This window comes from Spirillospora albida (assembly GCF_000718255.1).
Classification (GTDB): Bacteria; Actinomycetota; Actinomycetes; order Streptosporangiales; family Streptosporangiaceae; genus Spirillospora; species Spirillospora albida.
The window spans coordinates 15,285-35,571 of record NZ_JOFJ01000027.1; the positions used below are offsets into that span (position 1 = coordinate 15,285).

Genomic DNA, 20,287 nt, shown 5'->3' on the forward strand with positions numbered 1-20,287 from the left:
CCGTAGGGGTTAGGCGGTGGGGGCGAGGCCGGCGGCCAGGGCCCGGCGCAGCTCGCGCTTGCTGATCTTGCCGACCCCGGTGACCGGGAACCGCGCGACGATCTCGACCCGGTCCGGGATCTTGTAGCCGGCGAGGCCGCGGCCGCGCAGGAACGCGCGCAGCTCGGCGGCCGTGGGGGCGTCGCCGCGGGGGACGACGACCGCGCAGGTGCGCTCGCCCAGGAACGCGTCGGGGACGGCGACGACGGCGGCGTCCCGGACGGCCGGATGGGCGAGCAGATGGTTCTCGACCTCCTCGGCGGCGACCTTCTCGCCGCCCCGGTTGATCTGGTCCTTCTCGCGGCCCTCGACGACGAGGTGGCCGGACGGGGTGCGGCGGACGACGTCGCCCGTCCGGTAGAACCCGTCGGGGGTGAACGCGGCGGCGTTGTGCTCGTCGGCCCGGTAGTAGCCGCGGATCGTGTAGGGGCCGCGGGTCAGCAGCTCGCCGGGCGTTCCCGGCGGTACGTCGTCGCCGTGGCGGTCGACGACGCGGATCTCGTCGTCCGCGGAGATCGGACGGCCCTGGGTCGTCAGGCGGTACTCCTCGGGCTCGTCCGCGCGGGTGTAGCAGACGAGCCCCTCGGCCATCCCGTACACCTGCTGGAGGTCACAGCCCAGGACGGGACGCACCCGCGCCGCCGCCTCGTCGCTGAAGCGGGCGCCGCCGACCTGGAGGACCTCCAGGCTGGACAGGTCGTGCCGGGTGGTCCGCGCCGTCTCCATCCACAGCAGCGCGAGCGGGGGGACGAGCCCGGTGAGCGTGACGCGCTCGGCCTCGATCAGCGGGAACGCCGTGCCGGGCGCGGGGTGCGGCGCCATGACGACGCGCCCGCCCGCGTGCAGGACGCCGAAGACGCCGGGGGAGCTCATCGGGAAGTTGTGCGCCACGGGCAGGGCCGCCAGGAAGACGGTCTCGGGCGTCAGCCCGCAGATCTCGGCGCTGGCGCGGATGCTGTAGAGGTAGTCGTCGTGGGTGCGGGGGATCATCTTCGGGGTGCCGGTGGTGCCCCCGGAGAGCTGGAACAGCGCGACGTCGGACGCGTCGGGCTCGGGCCACTCCGGCGTGCCCGCGACCGGGACCGGGACCGAGTCGAACGGCGTGAACTCCGCCGCGTCCCCGTCGGCGACGAGCACGTGCCGGACGCCCGGGACCTCCTCCCGGACGCGGCGCGCCAGCGTCCGGTAGTCGAACCCGTCGTGCGAGGCGGCGACGATGTAGGCGACGGCCTCGGAGTGCCGCGCCAGGTGGACGATCTCGCTGGACCGGTGCGCCGGCAGCGTGAACACCGGGATCGCGCCGAGGCGGAACAGCGCGAACGCGGTCTCCAGGAACACGGCGGTGTTCGGCAGCTGGACGATGACCCGGTCGCGCGGCCGGACGCCCAGGGCGTGCAGCCCGGCGGCGAGCCGGGAGGCGCGTTCATCCAGGTCCCGGTAGGTCCAGCGGTCGCCGCCGGAGACGACGGCGACGCGGCCGGCGTGCTCGGCGGCGAGCCGGGCGAGCAGGGCGCCGAACGTCTCGCCGGTCCAGTGCCCGGCGGCGCGGTAGCGCTCGGCGCACTCGGCGGGCCACGGGGTGCAGTGGTCGAGCATCACGGCTCCCGGTCGATGCCGAGGGCGTGCAGGAACGTGCGGAACTTCGCGGAGGTCTCCGCGAGTTCGGCGGCGGGGTCGGAGCCCGTGACGACGCCGGCGCCCGCGTAGACGCGGATCTGGTCGGGCGTGACGTGGGCGCAGCGCAGCGCGATCGCCCACTCGCCGTCGCCGGAGGAGTCGGTCCAGCCGACGGCGCCGCTGTAGAAGCCCCGGTCGAACGGCTCGATCTCCTGGATGGCCTGCCGCGCGAGCCTGCGGGGCGTCCCGCAGACGGCGGGGGTCGGGTGCAGCGCGGCGGCGAGCTGGAGGGAGGTGACCTCGGGGTCGACGAGCCTGCCCTGGATCCGCGTGGACAGGTGCCACATGGTCGGGGTGCGCGTCAGCGACGGCCGCTCCGGCACCTGGAGGTCCTGGCAGAACGGCCGGAGGCCGTCGGCGACCGCGTCGGCGACGGCGGCGTGCTCCCGCAGGTCCTTCTCCGACCCCAGGAGCGCCTCGGCGGTCCGCGCGTCGGTGTCGGGGTCGGGGTGCCGGGGCGCCGACCCCGCGAGCGGGTTCGCGGTGACGAGCGCGCCGGCCCGCTGGACGAGCAGTTCCGGGCTGGCGCCGAGCAGCGTCCCGCCGGGCGGCAGGTCGACCGCGAAGACGTAGCCGTCCGGGTTGCCGTGGGCGAGGCGGTGGAGCATCGCCGGGACGTCCGCCCTGGTCACGCCCTCCAGGGTCAGCGCCCGTGCGAGGACGACCTTCGTCAGCGGCCCCTCCCGCAGCCGTTGCAGGGCCGCCGCGACGCCGCGTTCGTACTCGGCCGGCGGGGGCGTGTGCCGGAGCGCGCCGAAGGCGACCGGCGGCTCGGCGGGGGCCGCGCCGACCGGTGTCGGGCCGGACCACCGGACGGTGGCCGGGACGGTCAGCCGCGCAGGGGTGCCGGGGTGGAAGGGGAGGGCGCCGACCACGATCGGCCGGGGCTGCCCGGCCGCCTCGGCCGCGGCGAGCGCCTGCGCGACCCGGGGCCCGAGGGTCTCCGCCGGGTTGACGGTGTTGCAGGTCGGGACGGTCGCGGCCGTGCCCTGCGCGTGGAGGGTGTGGCCGGGGGACCGGAAGAAGAACGAGTCGCCCGGCCGGTAGCCGCCCAGCAGGTCGGCATGGCTCTGCGTCAGGATGGTCAAGGGAGTGGCTCCGGGGGGTTCAGGCGCGCAGCGTCGCGCCGCCGTCGACGTACAGCTCGTGCATGGTGATGTGCCGGGCCCGCTCGGACAGCAGGAACAGCACGGCGTCGGCGATGTCGGAGGGCTCGGCGACCCGGCCGAGGGGGATGCCGGTGCGGAAGGCCGCGGCGTCGCCCGCGATGACGTCGCCCGCGCCGAGCGCGCGCAGCATCGGGGTGTCGGTCGAGCCGGGGGAGACGATGTTGCAGCGGACGCCGAGCGGCGCCAGCTCCAGGCCGAGGCAGCGGGTGAGGTGGGCGGCGGCGGCCTTCGACGCGGCGTAGGCGGCCATGCCGGCCCGGGGGATTCCGCCGGCGTTGGAGCCGACGGTCACGACGGCCCCCCGGCCGCGCCCGGCCATCCGGCGCGCGGCGGCGCGGGAGGCGACGAGGACGCCGGTGGTGTTCACGGCGAAGGTCGCGGCCCAGTCGGCGTCGGAGGTCTCCAGGACGGTGCCGGGACGCAGCAGGCCGGCCACGTTCACCAGCCCGGTGACGGGCCCCTGGTCCGCCTCGATCGCGTCGAACGCGGCCTCGATCGCGGCGGTGTCGCACACGTCGGCCTCGTACGTCGCCACGTTCCGGCCGTGCTCGCCCAGGTCGTCCGCGAGGGCGCGGAGGCGGTCGGCGGCGGAGTCGAGTGCGGCGACGGCGTGGCCGTCGCCGGCCAGTGCCGTGACGGTCGCCGCGCCGATGCCGCCGGCGGCGCCGGTCACCACCGTCACACCTTCGCGCATGATCCCCATTCCGATGGGTTAGGGCTACCTAAGTTAGGTAAGCCTGGCCTATGTTTCAGTCGCGATCGGATCACGTCAAGGCGATGTGGATCACGACGGGCCGGACTTGACGGATCATGGACCGTTCCGCGATCTTAGGCAAGCCTAACCTAAAGTGATCTTGTAGAGGAGTGACCCCGATGGAGCGGACGCCGTTCACCGCGGAACGCATCCGCGCCGATGTGGCGGAGGTGCTGAGCCTCGCGCCGCAGGAGGTCGCCGAGGACGTGCAGCTCATGGACCAGGGCCTGGACTCGATCCGGCTGATGACCCTGGTCGAGCGCTGGCGCGCCGACGGCGCCGAGGTCGAGCTGGCGGACCTGGCCGAGCGGCCGACCGTCGCCGAGTGGGCCGAGATGCTCGCCCGCTGACCGATCCCACGACAGGACCACCGCTAGGGGTGGGCGGACGAACCCCCCATTTTTGCTTCATCAGGAGAACCATGACCCACGTCCTGCGCAGATCACGGCTGCTCATCGCGGCCGTCGCCGCCGGCGCCCTCGCCCTCACCGGCTGCGGCTCGTCCGACGACTCCTCCGGCGACTCCGCGTCGCCCGCCACGTCCCGCGTGGTCGAGGCGACCAACGGGAAGGTCACCGTCCCGGCGAACCCGAAGCGGGTCGTCGGCATCAACTACGCCACGGGCGCGCTGCTGGACGTCGGCATCACCCCGGTCGGCACCACCAAGATCGAGGAGCCGCTCGAGCTCACCCCCGAGCAGCGGGCCGTCGGCGCCGAGATCCCGGAGGTCGGCGCGGGCGACCAGGTCAACCTGGAGAAGGTCGCGAGCCTCAAGCCCGACCTGATCATCGTCGAGGGCGCCGACTTCGACTGGCCCATCGACAAGCTCACCGCGATCGCCCCGACCCTCTACTTCGAGGTCACCAAGCCCAGCGAGCTGGTCGGCTCCGCCGAGAAGATCGCCCAGGCGGTCGGCAAGGACGCCGAGCTCAAGAAGCTCAAGGACGCCTACGCGGCCAGGCTCGCCGAGGTCAAGGGCAAGTACCCCGAGGCCCTTGAGAAGAAGTTCACCACGGTCTCCACCTACGGCGAGGGCAAGTTCTACATCGGGACCCGCACCTCGTGGATCGGCCAGGTCCTCAACGGACTCGGCGCCGGCTTCGCCAAGGAGTCGGACAAGACCGACACCCACGAGAACGAGTACTCCCAGGAGAAGATCTCCGTCCTGGGCGACGCCGACGTCGTCCTGATCGGGAACTCCGGCGGCAAGTTCACGGAGCAGACCGAGGAGATGCTCGCGACCGGCCAGTGGAAGCTCCTCAAGGCCGCCAAGGCCGAGCAGGTACACGGCGTCGACTTCAGCTACGCCGACCGCTACACCACGCTGACCGCCGTCCTGACCCAGGTCGAGAAGATCCTCCAGGGTCTCGGCTGACCGTCGCGGTAGAGACCACAGAAGGGCCATGATGTCCGGCGTCACCCCCCTCGTCCTGACGGGCGCCCAGGAAGGGGTCTGGTTCGCGCAGCGCGTCGACCCCGCCCACCCGGGCTACAACGTCGCCCAGTACGTCGAGGTGCGGGGGCCGCTGGACCATCGGGCGTTCCGCGCGGCGGTCGCCGCCGCGCTCGGTGAGGCGGACTCCGTCGGCGTCCGCCTCACCGACACCCCGGACGGGCCGCGCCAGCTCCCCGGAGCGGCGCGGCTCCCCGAGGTCGAGATCACCGACCTGCGGGACGAGGACGACCCGGCCGCCGCCGCGCACGCCCGGATGCGCGCCGACCTGGCCCGCCCGGTCGACCCGGCCGCCGACGGCCTCGCGCGGCAGGTGCTGTTCGTCCTCGGGCCGGAGCGGCACCTGTGGTACCAGCGCTACCACCACCTGCTGATCGACGGATACTCGATCATCCTGCTCGCCCGGCGCGCCGCCGACCTCTACACCGCCGCCGTCGCGGGCGGGGACGCGCGGCCGTCGCCGTTCCGCCCGCTCGCCGACCTCCTGGAGGACGAGGCCGCGTACGCGGAGTCGGACGACCGCGCCGCCGACCGCGCGTTCTGGGCCGCCTACCGCGGCCGGGCCGCGGACCCGGTCGCGTTCTCGGCGGTCCGCCGCCCGCCCGCGCACACGTTCCTGCGCGAGCGCGCCGACGCCCCGGACGCCGTCAACACGGCGGTGAGGGCCGCCGCCGAGGCGACCGGGACGACGTGGGCCGAACTCGTCACCGCGGCGTTCGCCGCCTACGCGCACCGCGTCACCGGCGCCGCCGAGATCGTCCTCGGCATGCCGTTCATGGGCCGCATGGGCGCCCGCGCCGCCCGCGTCCCGGGCATGGCCGTGAACGTCCTGCCCGTGGTGGTCCCCGTCGGGGCCGGCGGCACGCCCGCGGAGCTGGCGAAGGAGGTCGGCCGGCAGATCGCCGCGGTCCGCCCCCACCAGCGGTACCGCAGCGAGGACATCCAGCGCGACCTCGGCCTCTACGGCACGGACCGGCCGCTGCACGGCCCGACCGTCAACCTCAAGCCGTTCGACTACGAGCTGAGGTTCGGCGACGCGCGCGGCACCGCCCGCAACATCGCGGCGGGCCCGGTCGACGACCTGGAGATCAGCGTCTACCACCGCGCCGGCGCCCTCACGCTGGAGTTCGACGCCAACCCCGACGCGCACATCCCCGGGGAGCTGCGCGCGCACCTCGACCGCTTCCTCGCCTTCCTGCACGCCTTCGCCGCCGCGCACGACGCGCCGCTCGGACGGCTGGACGTCGCCCTGCCCGCGGAGCGCGCCCCCCTGACCGGCCCGGACATCGACGTCCCGGAAGAGCCGCTGACCCGGATCTTCGAGCGGCAGGCCGCGCGGACCCCGGACGCCGCCGCGGTCGTCACCGCGGCCGAGACGCTGACCTTCGCCGAGCTGGACGCCCGCGCGAACCGCCTCGCCCGCCTCCTGCGGGCCCGCGGCGCCGGGCCGGAGCGGATCGTCGCCCTCGCCCTCGCGCGGGACGCCGGCCTCGTCGCCGCCCTGCTCGCCGTCCTCAAGTCGGGCGCCGGATACCTGGTGTTCGACGGCGCCCAGCCCGCCGGGCACGTCGCCGCGCAGCTCGCCGAGGCCGGCCCGGTGTGCGTGCTGTCCGACGGCTCGCTGCCGCTGCCCGAAGGGCCCGCCGTCGTCCGGCCGGACGAGGCCGCCGCGTACGACCCGGACCCCCTGCCGGACGCCCCCGCCGCCGACCAGCTCGCCTACGTGCTGTTCACCTCCGGCTCGACCGGGCGCCCCAAGGCCGTCGAGGTCACCCACCGCGGCCTGCTGAACCTGTTCCAGCACCACCTCGCCGAGGTCATCACCGAGGCCGCCCGCCCGGACGGCGTCCCGCTCAGGGTCGCGCACACCTACTCGTTCACGTTCGACTCGTCCTGGGACACGTTCCTGTTCCTGTTCGCCGGGCACGAGCTGCACCTGGCCGGGGACGACGAGCGCCGCGAGCCCCTCGTCCTCGCCCGGCGCGGCTACGACGTCCTCGACGTCACCCCCGCGCTGGCGCTGGAACTCCTCGACGCGGGCCTCCTCGACGACCCCGCGCGGCGGCCGAGGACCCTGCTGTTCGGCGGCGACGCCGCCTCGCCCGCGCTCTGGTCGCGGCTCCGCGCGGTCCCCGGGCTGCGCGCCCACAACTTCTACGGGCCCACCGAGTACACCGTCGACGGGCTCGGCGCCCTCGTCGCCGACCACGACCGCCCGTCCATCGGCGCGCCGATCGCCGGGACGCGCGCGCAGGTGCTCGACGCGGCGCTGCGCCCCGTCCCGCCCGGCGGCGTCGGGGAGCTGTACCTGTCGGGGCCGGGCCTGGCCCGCGGCTACCGGGGCCGGTTCGCGCTGACCGCCGAGCGGTTCGTCGCCGACCCCTCCGGCGTGCCGGGCGAGCGCATGTACCGCACCGGCGACCTGGTCCGCCGAGGCCCCGGCGGGACGCTCGACTTCGTCGGACGCGCCGACCACCAGGTCAAGATCCGCGGGCACCGGGTGGAGCCCGCCGAGGTCGAGGCCGCGCTCACCGCCGAGCCCGGCGTCGAGCAGGCGCTGGTCGTGGCGCGCGACGGCAGGCTCGTCGCGTACGTGACCGGTGAGGCGGCCGGCGCCGACGGGCTGCGCGCCCGGGTGGCGGCGAGGCTGCCGGCGTACCTCGTCCCGGCGGCGGTCGTCGCCCTGGACGCGATGCCGCTGACGCCCGCCGGGAAGATCGACCGGGACGCGCTGCCCGCCCCCGTGTTCGCCGCGACCGGGCGCGCCCCCCGCACCGCCCGCGAGGAGCTGCTGTGCGGCGTCTTCGCGGACGTCCTCGGCCTTCCGTCCGCCGGCGCCGACGACGACTTCTTCGCGCTCGGCGGCGACAGCATCACCGCCATCCAGGCGGCGACCCGCGCCCGCGGGCGGGGCCTGGCCATCGCCGCCCGTGACCTGTTCGACCACCGGACCGCCGCGGCGGTGGCGCTCGTCGCGACCTCGACCGGGGACGGGACCGCCGAGACGGGCGGGGACCCCTCCGGGCCGCTGCCGCTGCTCCCGATGGCGGCGTGGCTGCGGGACCTGGGCGGGCCGATCGGCCGCTACAGCCAGTCCGTCGTCGTTCCCGTCCCGCCCTCCGGCCCCGAGCGGCTGACCGCCGCGCTCCAGGCGCTGCTCGACCACCACGGCGCCCTGCGCCTGAAGGTCGGCGCGGACTGGACGGCGGAGATCCCGCCCCCGGGCTCGATCGAGGCGGCGTCGGTGCTTCGCCGCGTCCCGGCCGCCGCCGACCTCTCCGCGGAACTCGATCGGGCGGCCGGCCGCCTCGACCCCACGCGCGGTGCGGTCGTCCAGGCCGTGTGGGCGGACGCGGGCCCGGACGCCCCCGGCCGGCTCGGCCTGGTGATCCACCACCTCGCGGTGGACGGCGTGTCCTGGCGGATCCTGCTGCCCGACCTGGCCGACGCCTGGGAGCAGGCGGCCGGGGGCGCGGGCATCGAGCTCGCCCCGGAGGGCACGCCGCTGCGCGCCTGGGCCGCCCGGCTCGCCGACCACGACGACCACGACACCGCGTTCTGGACGCGGATGCTCGGCGGCCGCGAACGCCCGCTCGGCGGGCGGCCGCTCGACCCCGCCACCGACATCGCCGGCACGTCCCGCACCGTTCGCCGCTCGCTCCCCGCCGACCTGACCGCGCGCCTGCTCGGGCCGGTCCCCGCCCGGTTCCGCGCCGGGCCGAACGACGTCCTGGTGGCGGGCCTCGGGCTGGCCGTGGCCGCCCGGACCGGCCACGCCGACGTGAGCGTCCAGGTCGAGGGGCACGGGCGCGAGGAGGCGTTCGGCGGTGGCCGCCCGGCCGACCTCGGCCGCACCGCCGGCTGGTTCACGAGCGAGTACCCCGTGCGGCTGGAGCTGGCCGGGCTCGACCCCGCCGCCGCGCTCGCCGGAGGGGCCGACGCGGGGGAGGCGCTCAAGCGCGTCAAGGAGCGGTTCCGGGAGCTGCCCGGCAACGGCCTCGGCTTCGGCGTCGCCCGCCACCTCGACGGCACCGCCGGTCCCGTTCTCGCCGCGCTGCCCGTCCCGCAGATCCTGTTCAACTACCTCGGCAGGTTCGCCGCCGGCGACGGCCCCTGGACACCCGCCGCCGCGGAGGACGCCTTCTCCGTCCGGACCGACCCGGCGATGCCGATGGCGCACCCGCTGGAGATCAACGTCTTCGTGCGGGAGACCCCCGGCGGCCCCGTCCTCGACGCGCACTGGACGTGGGCGCCCGGCGTCCTCGCCGAAGAGGACGTGACCGCGCTCGCCGACGCGTGGCGCGACGCGCTCGACGGCCTCGCCCGGCATGCCGAGACCCCGGAGGCGGGCGGCCTCACCCCGTCCGATGTGTCGCTGTCCGGGCTCGGCCGCGCGGACCTGGACGCGCTCCTCGCCCGCTTCCCGGGCGCGACCGACGTCCTGCCGCTGTCCCCGCTGCAGGAAGGGCTGCTGTTCCACGCCGCCTACGCGCCGGACGCCGCCGACGTCTACACCTCGCTCGTCCACCTCGACCTCGAGGGCGAGCTGGACGCCGCCGCCCTGCGCGCCGCCGTCACCGCCCTGCTCGCCCGCCACGACGGGCTGCGCGCCGCGTTCGTGCACGAGGGGCTCGACCGGCCGCTGCAGCTGGTCCTCGACGCGCCGGAACCGGACTGGCGGGAGACCGACCTCTCCGCGCTCACCGGCGCGGACCTCGCGCAGCGGCTGGCCGCGCTCGCCGACGAGGAGCTGGCGTTCCGGTTCGACCCGGCCCGCCCCCCGCTGCTGCGCTGCCTGCTCGTCCGGACCGGCCCGGACGCGCACCGCCTGCTGCTGACCAGCCACCACCTGATCATGGACGGCTGGTCCACGCCGACGTTCCTGCGCGAGCTGATGGCCCTCTACCGGGGCGAGACGCTCCCGCCCGCCCCCTCCTACCGCCACTACCTGCGGTGGCTCGGCGGCCTCGACACCGCCGCCATGACCGCCGCCTGGCGGGACGCGCTCGCCGGCCTCGACGGCCCGGCGCTGCTCGTCCCCGGCGCCGCCGGCGCGGCCCCCGGCCGGGCCGCCGAACTCGTCTGCCCGCTGCCCGGCGCGCGCCTCACCGCCTACGCGCGCAGGCACGGCCTCACCCTGAACACCGTGATGCAGGGCGTGTGGGCGCTGGTGCTCGGCGGTCTCACCGGCCGCGAGGACGTCGTCTTCGGCGCCACCGTCTCCGGGCGCCCGGCCGAACTGGACGGCGTCACCGAGATGGTCGGCCTGTTCAGCAACACCGTGCCCGTCCGGGTGCGGCTCGACCCGGCCGCCCCCCTGCCCGCCGCGCTGGGCGCGCTCCAGGCCGATCAGGCCGCCCTGATGGACCATTCCTACCTGGGCCTCGCCGAGATCCAGGCGGAGGCGGGACCCGGCGGTGCGCTGTTCGACACGCTCCTCGTCTTCGAGAACTACCCGTCCGAGGACGATGCCGCGGGTCCGGGCGGGCCGCGCGTCGCCGGGGTGGGGAATCGCGGGCACACGCACTATCCCCTCGCGCTCATGGTGCTCCCGGGAGACGACCCCAGGCTCGTCCTGGAGTACCGGCCCGACCTGCTGCCCGAGGACGCCGCCGCGGCGATCGCCGCCCGCGTCGCGTCCGTCGTCGGCCAGGTCCTCGCCGACGATGAGATCACCGCCGCGCGCGTCGACCTCCTGACGCCGGCGGAGCGCCGGGCGAACGCCGAGGCTCGGGCCGAGGCCGCCGAGCCGCCCGCCGCCGTCCCGGACGTGCTGACGGTCTTCCACCGGCAGGTGGACGCGACCCCGGACGCGGTGGCCGTCGTCGCCGGCGACGCGACGCTGACCTTCGCGGAGCTGGACGAGCGCGCCGCCCGGCTCGCGACCGTCCTCGCCGCGCGCGGCGCCGGACCGGAGACGATCGTCGCGCTGGCCCTGCCGCGCACCGCCGGCCTGGTAGTCGCGCTGTTCGCCGTCCTCAAGACGGGTGCCGCCTACCTGCCGCTCGACCTCGACCACCCGGACGAGCGGCTCCGCATGACCCTCGACGACGCCGCGCCCGTCTGCGTCGTGACGTCCGGCGGCCGGGACTTCGCGCCCGTGCCCGTCCTCGCCGTCGACGACCCGGAGGCCGCCACGGCCGAGCCGCACGCCAGGATCGCCCCCGCCCCCGGCGGGCTGGCGTACGTGATCTACACGTCCGGGTCGACGGGACGGCCGAAGGGCGTCCTCGTCCAGCACGGCGGTCTCGGCGTCATGCTCGCCCACCACCGCGACACCGTGTTCGCCCGCGCCGTCGAGGCGGCCGGCGGGCGGCGGCTGCGCGCCGGGCACACCGCGTCGTTCTCGTTCGACTCGTCCTGGGAGCAGCTGCTCTGGCTGATCTGCGGGCACGAGCTGCACGTCCTGGACGACGCGACCCGCCGCGACCCGCAGGCCGTCGTGGCGGCGTGCGCCGAGCACGCGATCGACACCCTCGACGTCACGCCGTCGTTCGCGGCGGAGCTGTTCGCGTGGGGCCTGCTGGAGAAGGCGCCGCCGGTCCTGCTGCTGCTCGGCGGCGAGGCCGTCGGCGAGGCGGTCTGGACCCGGCTTCGCGACGCCGGCGGCGTCCTCGGCCACAACTTCTACGGGCCGACCGAGTACACCGTGGACGCGCTCGGCGCCGACCTCGCCGACTCGCCCGTTCCGCTGGTCGGCGCGCCCATCGCGCGGACCCGCGTCCACATCCTGGACGGACTGCTGCGGCCGGCTCCGGACGGGGTCCCCGGCGAGCTGTACCTCGCGGGCGCGGGCATCGCGCGCGGCTACCTGAACCGGCCGGGGCTGACGGCCGAGCGGTTCGTCGCCGACCCGTCCGGGCCGCCCGGCGCGCGCATGTACCGGACGGGCGACCTCGTGCGGCGGCTGCCCGGCGGGGCCCTGGAGTTCCTCGGCCGCACCGACGACCAGATCAAGATCCGCGGCTTCCGGGTCGAGCCGGGGGAGGTCGAGGCCGCGCTCGCCGCGCTGCCGGACGTCGCCCGCGCCGCCGTCGTCGTCCGCGGCGACCGGCTCATCGGCTACGCCGTCCCGGACCCGGCACCGGACGGCGCCGCGCCGGACGGGGCGGCCCTGCGGCGGGCTCTCGCCGCGACCCTGCCCGGCCACCTCGTCCCCGCCGCGATCGTCGTCCTGCCGGAGCTGCCGCTGAACGTGAACGGCAAGCTCGACAGGGCCGCGCTTCCCGAGCCGCCCGCCGCCGGCGCCCCCGCCGACGGGACGCGGACCGCGCGCGACGTCCGCGAGGAGCTGGTCGCCGGGGCGTTCTCCGACGTCCTTGGCGCCCCCGCCGGGCCGGACTCCGACTTCTTCGAGCTCGGCGGCCACTCCCTGCTCGCCACCCGCCTCGTCGCCCGCGTCCGCGCGCTGCTCGGCGCCGACCTGGCGATCCGCGACCTGTTCGAGGCGCGGACCCCGGCGGCGCTGGTCCGGCGCGCGGGGACGCCGTCGTCCCGGCCCGCGCTCGCGCCCGCCGCCCGGATCCCGGAGCGGACGCCGCTGTCGGCCGCGCAGGCCCGGCTGTGGTTCCTGCACCGCCTGGACGAGTCCGACACCTCCTACACCATCCCGTTCGCCCTCCGAGTCGACGGTGACCTGGACGAGACCGCCCTCCGCGCCGCGTGGGACGACCTCCTCCAGCGGCACGAGATCCTCCGCACCGTCTACCCCGACGTCGACGGCGTCCCGTACCAGAAGGTGCTGCCGTCCGGCCCGCCGCTCGGGATCGCCGACGCCGCGCCGGAGGACGTGCCCGCCCTGATCGCGCAGGCCGAACGGACACCGTTCGCGCTCGCCGCCGAGGCACCCGTCCGGGGCGTCCTCTACCGGCTGGGCGGGTCCTCGCGGCTGCTGTCGGTCGCCGTCCACCACATCGCCGGGGACGAGTGGACGCAGGCCGTCCTGCTCCGCGATCTCGACACCGCCTACCGCGCCCGCGCCGCCGGGAGGGAGCCCGCCTGGGCGCCGCTCCCCGTCACCTACCGCGACTACACCCTCTGGCAGGAGGACACGCTGAACGGGCCCGAGGCCGAGCGGCAGGAGACGTTCTGGCGGGAGCGGCTCGCCGGGCTCCCCGAGGAGATCGCGCTCCCCGCCGACCGGCCCCGCCCGGCGCGGCCCGACTCCTCCGGCGCGGCGGTGCGGGTGGCGCTGCCCGCTGGACTCCACCACGGCGCCGCCCGGCTGGCGCGCGCCACCGGCGCCACCCCGTTCATGGTGTGGCAGGCCCTCGCGGCGGTGCTGCTCCAGCGGCTCGGCGGCGGCCCCGACATCCCCCTGGGCGTGCCGGTCACCGGCCGGTCCGACGCCGCCCTCGACGACCTCGCCGGCCTGTTCGTCAACACGCTCGTCCTGCGCGTCGGCGTGGACGAGGACGCCTCGTTCACCGACCTCGTGTCCCGCGTCCGCGCGGAGCAGCTCGCGCTGCTCGACCACCGGGACCTGCCGTTCGAGCGGCTGGTCGAGATCGCGGCGCACGAGCGCGTCCCCGGACGGCACCCGCTGTTCCAGGTGATGGTCCTGCACCATCGCGACACCGGCGGCCCCGGCGACCTGTTCGGCGCCCGCACCGCCCTGGAGGCCGACACCCACGCCGCCGCCCGGTTCGACCTCGCCTTCGGGTTCCGCGAGGGCGACGACGGCACCGACCTGACGCTCATCCACTCCACCGCCCGATTCGACGAGGCGACCGTCCAGGGCATCGCCGACCGGCTCCAGGCACTGGCCGAGAGGGTGCTGGACGCCCCGGACGCCCCCCTCGCCGCCGCCGACGCCCTCACCGCCGCCGAGCGCGAGCTGATCACCGGTGCGTGGAACGACACCCGCCGCGACGTGCCCGCCCAGACGCTCGCCGAGCGGCTGGAGGCCCAGGCCGCCCGGACACCCGACGCCGTGGCCGTCCTGTTCGAGGACACCTCCCTCACCTACGCCGAGCTGCACGAGCGGGCCGACGCCCTCGCCGCCGAGCTCCGGGCGCGCGGCGCCGGGCCGGACCGCATCGTCGCGGTCGCGCGGCCCCGCTCCCCGCGGCTCATGGTCGCGCTGCTCGCCGTCCTCAAGGCGGGCGCCGCCTACCTCCCGCTCGACCCGGACGACCCGGCCGCACGCCGCGCCGACCTGCTGTCGGACGCCGGCGCGGTCGCGCTGCTCGCCGAGGACCCCGGCGGCCTGCCGTTCACGGCCTGCGGCGTCCCGGGCCTCTTCCTCCCGGAGAACCCGCCCGCCGAGCCCGCGCCGTCCCGGCCCGCCGGGCCGGACGACACCGCGTACGTCATCTTCACCTCCGGCTCCACCGGACGCCCCAAGGGCGTCGCCGTCCCGCACCGCGCGATCGTCAACCGCCTCGCGTGGATGCAGGCCGAGTACGGGCTCGGCCCGGACGACCGGGTCCTGCAGAAGACCCCGGCGACGTTCGACGTGTCGGTCTGGGAGTTCTTCTGGGCGCTGTGCGAGGGCGCGTCGGTCGTCCTCGCCGTGCCCGGCGGCCACCGCGACCCCGCCTACCTCGCCGCCCTGATCCAGGAGCGGGACGTCACCACGCTGCACTTCGTTCCGTCCATGCTGAAGGCGTTCCTCACCGACCCGGACGTGCCGCGCTGCCGCAGCCTGCGCCGCGTGTTCACCAGCGGCGAGGCGCTGCCCGCCGACACGGCCGCCGAACTGCACGCCGCCCTGCCCGTCCCGCTGCACAACCTCTACGGCCCGACCGAGGCGGCCGTGGACGTCACGTACTGGGAGTACCGGCCGGGCGCCGCGACGATCCCGATCGGCGCGCCGGTCTGGAACACGCGCGTGCACGTCCTCGACACCCGGCTGCGCCCGGTGCCCGTCGGGGTGCCGGGCGAGCTGTACCTCGCCGGAGTCCAGCTCGCGCGCGGCTACCTGAACCGCCCCGGCCTGACCGCCGACCGGTTCGTCGCCGACCCGTACGGCGATCCCGGCGCCCGCATGTACCGGACGGGCGACCTCGTCCGCTGGAACGCGGGCGGGCGGCTCGAATACCTCGGACGCACCGACCACCAGGTCAAGCTCCGCGGCCTGCGCATCGAGCCCGGCGAGATCGAGGCTGCGCTGCGCGCCATGCCCGGGATCGCGGACGTCGCCGTCATGGCCCGCCATGACCGTCCCGGCAGCGGGCGCCTCGCCGCCTACCTCGTCCCGGCGGGGGAGGAGCCCGACATCGCGCGGCTGCGGACGGCCCTGGCCGCCGTCCTGCCCGCGCACATGGTGCCGGACGACTTCGTGACCCTGCCCGCGTTCCCGCTGACGTCCAGCGGCAAGCTCGACCGCAAGGCCCTCCCGGCCCCGGCCCGCCCCGGCCGCGCCGCCCGCCGCGCCCCGGCCTCGGCGCCCGCGCCCGCCCCGGCCCCCGCACCCGCGCCGGCCGTGCCGCGACCGGCGGCGCCCGGCGACGGGGCCGCGGTCCTCGCGGGCGTGTTCGCCGAGGTGCTGGCCCTCGAGGAGGTCGAGCACGACCAGGACTTCTTCGCGCTCGGCGGCGACAGCATCCTGTCCATCCAGGTCGTCGCGAAGGCCCGTAAGGCCGGGCTGAAGGTGACGCCGCAGGAGGTGTTCCAGCACCGCACGCCCGCTGCGCTCGCCCTCGTCGCGAAGCGGGAGGCGGGGCCGCGGGCCGGGACGGGCATCGACCCGGTCGGCGGGCTGCCCCCGCTGCCGATCATGCGGTGGTTCGCCGACATCGCGGGCACCGGCGGCCCCATCGGCCGGTTCCACCAGTCGGTGCTGCTCCGCACGCCGATGCGCGCGGACCTCCCGTCGCTCACCCGCGCCGTGCAGAGCCTCGTGGACCACCACGACGCGCTCCGCCTCCGGCTCGACCGGTCCGGCGGCGTCTGGGCGCTTGAGGTCGCCGCCCCCGGAGCCGTCCAGGTCGCGGTGCGCCGCGCCGACGCCGCCGGACGCGACGGCGACGCGCTCGCCGCGCTGGTCGCCGCCGAGTCGGAATCGGCCGCGAACCGGCTCGACCCCGACGCCGGCAACCTCGTCGAGGCGGTCTGGTTCGACACCGGGGCGGGGAGCGCCGGACGGCTCCTGCTGTGCGTCCACCACCTCGCCGTCGACGGCGTCTCGTGGCGGACGCTGCTGCCCGACCTGCGCTCCGCCTGGGAGGCGGCCGTCTCAGGCCGCGTCCCCGACCTGCCCGAGACCGGCACCGCCCTGCGGGCGTGGGCGCACCGGCTGCTCGCCGAGGCGCACGAACAGCACCGCCTCGCCGAACTGCCGTACTGGAAATCCCTGGCCGCCCCGGACGCGCCGCTCACCGCCCGCCGCCCCGACCCGGCCCGCGACACGGCCGCGACCCAGGAGTCACTGGTCGTCACCGTCCCGGAGGATCAGACCGGGGCGCTGCTCACCGACCTCCCGCGCGTCTACCACTGCGGCGCGGAGGACGTCCTGCTCGCCGGACTGGCCGTCGCCGTCGTCCGCTGGCGGGACGCCGGCGACCCGTGGCTGCTCATCGACCTCGAGGGGCACGGCCGCCGGCCGCTCGACGGCACCGACCCGTCCCGGACGGTCGGCTGGTTCACCAGCGTCCACCCGGTCAAGCTCGACCTGACCGGCATCGACCCGGACGCCCCCGCCGGCCTGCTCAAGGCGGTCAAGGAGCAGCTGCGCCGCGCCGGCGACGGCCTCGGCCACGGCCTGCTCGGCCACCTCAACGCCTGGACGGCCCGCGAGCTGGCCGGCGCCGCCCGGCCGCAGATCCTGTTCAACTACCGGGGCCGCCTCGCCACCGGGGATGCGGACGCCACCGGGGAGACGGACGGCGCCGGGGAGCACTGGCCGCACGCCGCGGAGACGGCCGCGCTGTCCACCGCCCCCGATCCCCGTCTGCCCGCCCGCTACGCCCTGGAGATCGACGCCGCCGCCCCGGCCGGAGCGGGCCTGCGCATCGAGCTGACCTGGCCGTCCGGCCTGCTCGACCGCGCCGCCGCCGCCCGCCTCGGCGAGAGCTGGCGGGCCGCCCTGGCCGCGCTGGCCCGGCACGCCGCCGACCCCGCCGCCGGCGGCCGCACCCCGTCCGACCTGACCATGTCGTCGCTGAAGCAGCGGCAGATCGACCGGCTGGAATCCCTGCTGAGGAGCCGTGCCAAGTGACCGATTCGGTACTGGAAGACGTCTACCCGCTCTCGCCGCTGCAGCGCGGCCTGCTGTTCCACGCGCTGTACGACGACGCCGAGCGGGACGTCTACACGGTGCAGGCCCACCTGGACCTCGCCGGGACGGTCGACGTGCCGCGGCTTCGCGGCGCCGCCGCCGAGGTGCTGCGCCGGCACCCGAACCTGCGCGCCGGGTTCTGGTTCGAGGACATGGACGAGCCCGTCCAGTTCATCCCGTCCGGCACCGGTGACGTCCCGTTCACGGCGACGGCAGAGGCCGACCTGGACGCGGTGCTGGAGCGGGAGTGGGCGACGCCGTTCGACGTCAGCGACCCGCCGCTGCTCCGTTTCGCCCTCGCGAGCGCAGCACCGGACCGGCACCGCCTCGTCCTGACCTGCCACCACCTGCTCGTCGACGGCTGGTCGCTGCCCGTGGTGTTCCGCGAGCTGTTCGCCCTCTACGACGGCACCGCGCTGCCGGCCGCCCGGCCGTTTCGCGACTACCTGCTGTGGCTGGGGGAGCGCGACGCCGACAAGTCCGGGCAGGCGTGGTCGGAGGCGCTCCGCGACCTTCCGGGGCCGGTGCTGGTCGACCCCTCCGGCGCGGCCGGTGCGCTGCACGAGGTCCCCGTCGCCCTCCCGGACGGGGTCGCGGCCGGTCTCACCGCCGCCGCCGCGCGTGCGGGCGTCACGCTGAACTCGGTCGTCCAGACGGCGTGGGGGCTGACCGTCGGCGCCCTCACCGGAGTCGGTGACGTGCTCTTCGGCGCCACCGTGTCCGGGCGGCCCGCCGATCTCGACGGCGTCGAGGACATGGTCGGCCTGTTCGTGAACACCGTCCCCGTCCGCGTCCGGACCGCCGGACACGCCGCCGAGACGTTCGCCGACCTTGTGCGGCGCGTGCAGGACGACCAGGTCCGGCTGCTCGACCACCACCATCTCGGTCTCGCGGACGTGCGCCGCCTCGCCGGGATCCCCGGCACCGGGCCGCTGTTCGACACGCTGCTGGCCTTCGAGAACTACCGGGGCGACGCGTCCGCGCTCAGCGCCGGCGGCCTGACGGTCGCCGGTCTCGGCGCCCGCGACGCCACCCACTTCCCGCTCACGCTGACCGTCCAGCCGGGCGACGGCACCCTCGCCCTCACGGTCGCCCACCGCGAGGACGCCGTCGACGGCGCGCTCGCCGGGCTCGTCGCCGGCCGGCTCGCCCGTCTGCTCGCCGGTTTCGCCGCCGGCCATGACCGCCCGGTCCCCGTGCTCCCGGCCCTGCGCGACGCCGGCGCCGCGCCCGCCGTGCCGGTGGCCGACGAGGGTCTCGCGCCCTACCGCGCCCCCGCCGAGGGCATGGAGACGCTGCTCGCAAAGCTGTTCGCCGACGTCCTCGACATCCCGGAGATCGGCGCCGACGACGACTTCTTCACCCTCGGCGGCGACAGCATCGTGTCGATCACCCTGGTCGGCCGGGCCCGCGCCGCCGGGCTGAGGCTGACCGCGCGCCAGGTCTTCGAGCTGCGCACCGTCGCCGCCCTCGCCGCCGCCGTCACCGGCCTGGACGAGGACCCGGAGGAGGCCGCCGGCCGTCCCCTGGTCGAGCCGTCCGAGGACGAGCGCGCCCTGCTCCCGGCGGACGCCGAGGACCTCCTGCCGCTGTCGCCGCTGCAGTCCGGCCTGCTGTTCGAATCGACCTACGACACCACGGGCCGCGACCTCTACATCACCCAGCTCGTCATCGACATCCGCCACCCCCTCGAAGCGGATGTGCTGCGCGCGGCGGGCGACGCCCTCCTCGCCCGGAACGCCAACCTCCGTGCCGGATTCCACCAGGACGGACTGACCCGGCCCGTCCAGGCGGTGGCGCCCGCCATGGCGATGCCCTTCCGCGAGGTCGATCTGCGAGGCCGGGGCCCGGAGGCACTGGACGCGCTCATGGAGGCCGACCGCGACGAGCGGTTCGACCTCGCGAAGCCGCCGCTGATCCGCATGACGGCCGTCCGGCTGGCCGACGACCGGCAGCGGATCATCGTCACGCACCACACCCTCCTCTGGGACGGCTGGTCGTCCGGGCTGGTCGTCCGGGAGCTCCTGGGCCACGCGCGCGACCCGGAGAGCGTGACCCCGGCCGTCCAGTTCCGCCGCCACCTCGAATGGCTGGACGGCCAGGACGCCGCCGAGAGCGTCCGCGCCTGGGCCGGCGCCCTCGACGGCGTCACCGAGCCGACGCTGGTCGCGCCCGGCAACACGCTGCGCGGCGACACGCTGCCCGGCATGGTCCTCACACCGGTGGACGACGACCTCGCCGCCGCCCTCGCCGACCTCGCCCGCCGCCACGGCCTCACGCTGAACACCCTCGTCAGCGGCGCGTGGAGCCTGCTGCTGTCCTTCATGACCGGCCGCGACGACGTCGTGTTCGGCGCGACCGTCTCCGGCCGCCCGCCGGAGATCCCCGGCATCGAGGACACCATCGGCCTGTTCCTCAACACCGTCCCGGTGCGGGTCCGGACCCGCCCGGACGAGCGCCTGATCGACTTCCTCGCCCGGCTCCAGTCCGAGCAGGCCGCGCTGCTGCCGCACCACCACGTCGGCCTCGCCGAGATCCAGCGCGCGGTCGGGATGCCGCAGCTGTTCGACACGCTGCAGGTCGTCCGCAACACGCCCGCCGACATGAGCGCCCGGGAGCGGCTCATCGACCACTTCGGCATCGAGGAGGTCGACACCCTCGACGCCACCCACTTCCCGCTGTCGTTCACCACGAACACCGGCCGGGAGCTGTCGTTCGAGTGGAAGTACCGGCAGGACGTGTACGACCGCGCGGACGTCGAGACCATGTCCGCCCGCGTGATCGGGCTGCTCGAACAGCTCGTCTCCGCCCCCGGCACCCCGCTCGGCTCCCTCGACCTCCTCACGGCCGAGGAGCGCACGACCGTCCTGGAGACGTGGAACGCGACGGGGCGGCCGGTGCCGGGGGTGTCGGTGGCGGATCTGCTCGAGGAGCAGGTGGGTCGGACGCCTGATGCTACGGCGCTGGTGTTCGGT

The 20,287-nt window shown here is 76.0% G+C and carries 7 protein-coding genes; 4 read left to right on the forward strand and 3 right to left on the reverse strand.

The features are described from left to right. Positions 1 to 9: 9 nt before the first annotated feature. From IE99_RS0126565 to IE99_RS0126575, 3 genes are read right to left on the reverse strand one after another with little or no spacing between them, the layout of a single operon-like run. Positions 10 to 1,635: a (2,3-dihydroxybenzoyl)adenylate synthase gene (locus IE99_RS0126565; RefSeq protein ID WP_030176703.1), complete on the reverse strand. Its 1,626-nt coding sequence runs from the start codon at positions 1,633 to 1,635 to the stop codon at positions 10 to 12. Beyond that, the gene (locus tag IE99_RS0126570; protein ID WP_030176705.1) at positions 1,635 to 2,804 is read right to left on the reverse strand and encodes an isochorismate synthase; all 1,170 of its coding nucleotides are present in this window, start codon (positions 2,802 to 2,804) and stop codon (positions 1,635 to 1,637) included. Before IE99_RS0126570 ends, IE99_RS0126565 begins: the two co-directional genes overlap by 1 nt. A 19-nt stretch (positions 2,805 to 2,823) precedes the next feature. Beyond that, positions 2,824 to 3,579, reverse strand: a complete 756-nt coding sequence (locus IE99_RS0126575) for a 2,3-dihydro-2,3-dihydroxybenzoate dehydrogenase (RefSeq protein WP_245623350.1) — start codon at positions 3,577 to 3,579, stop codon at positions 2,824 to 2,826. Between the two features lie 179 nt (positions 3,580 to 3,758). Between IE99_RS0126575 and IE99_RS0126580 the strand changes: the two genes are divergently transcribed. The 4 genes from IE99_RS0126580 to IE99_RS0126595 form a co-directional block, all read left to right on the forward strand. Next, positions 3,759 to 3,989, forward strand: coding sequence for a phosphopantetheine-binding protein (locus tag IE99_RS0126580; RefSeq protein WP_030176716.1), 231 nt, complete (start codon positions 3,759 to 3,761; stop codon positions 3,987 to 3,989). A gap of 71 nt (positions 3,990 to 4,060) precedes the next feature. Next, on the forward strand, positions 4,061 to 5,014 hold the full coding sequence (locus IE99_RS30775; protein WP_051713320.1) for an ABC transporter substrate-binding protein: 954 nt from the start codon (positions 4,061 to 4,063) through the stop codon (positions 5,012 to 5,014). Positions 5,015 to 5,045: 31 nt separating this feature from the next. Further along, positions 5,046 to 17,252, forward strand: coding sequence for a non-ribosomal peptide synthetase (locus IE99_RS0126590; protein ID WP_211258935.1), 12,207 nt, complete (start codon positions 5,046 to 5,048; stop codon positions 17,250 to 17,252). Further along, a partial coding sequence (locus IE99_RS0126595; RefSeq protein WP_030176725.1) for a condensation domain-containing protein occupies positions 17,249 to 20,287 on the forward strand: 3,039 nt, incomplete at its 3' end. The genes IE99_RS0126590 and IE99_RS0126595, both read left to right, overlap by 4 nt.

Bases quoted from the DNA above. Each gene is read 5' to 3' on its own strand.
- IE99_RS0126565 (WP_030176703.1), bottom strand. From the start codon at position 1,635: ATGCTCGACCACTGCACCCCGTGGCCCGCCGAGTGCGCCGAGCGCTAC.
- IE99_RS0126575 (WP_245623350.1), bottom strand. From the start codon at position 3,579: ATGCGCGAAGGTGTGACGGTGGTGACCGGCGCCGCCGGCGGCATCGGC.
- IE99_RS0126580 (WP_030176716.1), top strand. From the start codon at position 3,759: ATGGAGCGGACGCCGTTCACCGCGGAACGCATCCGCGCCGATGTGGCG.
- IE99_RS30775 (WP_051713320.1), top strand. From the start codon at position 4,061: ATGACCCACGTCCTGCGCAGATCACGGCTGCTCATCGCGGCCGTCGCC.
- IE99_RS0126590 (WP_211258935.1), top strand. From the start codon at position 5,046: ATGTCCGGCGTCACCCCCCTCGTCCTGACGGGCGCCCAGGAAGGGGTC.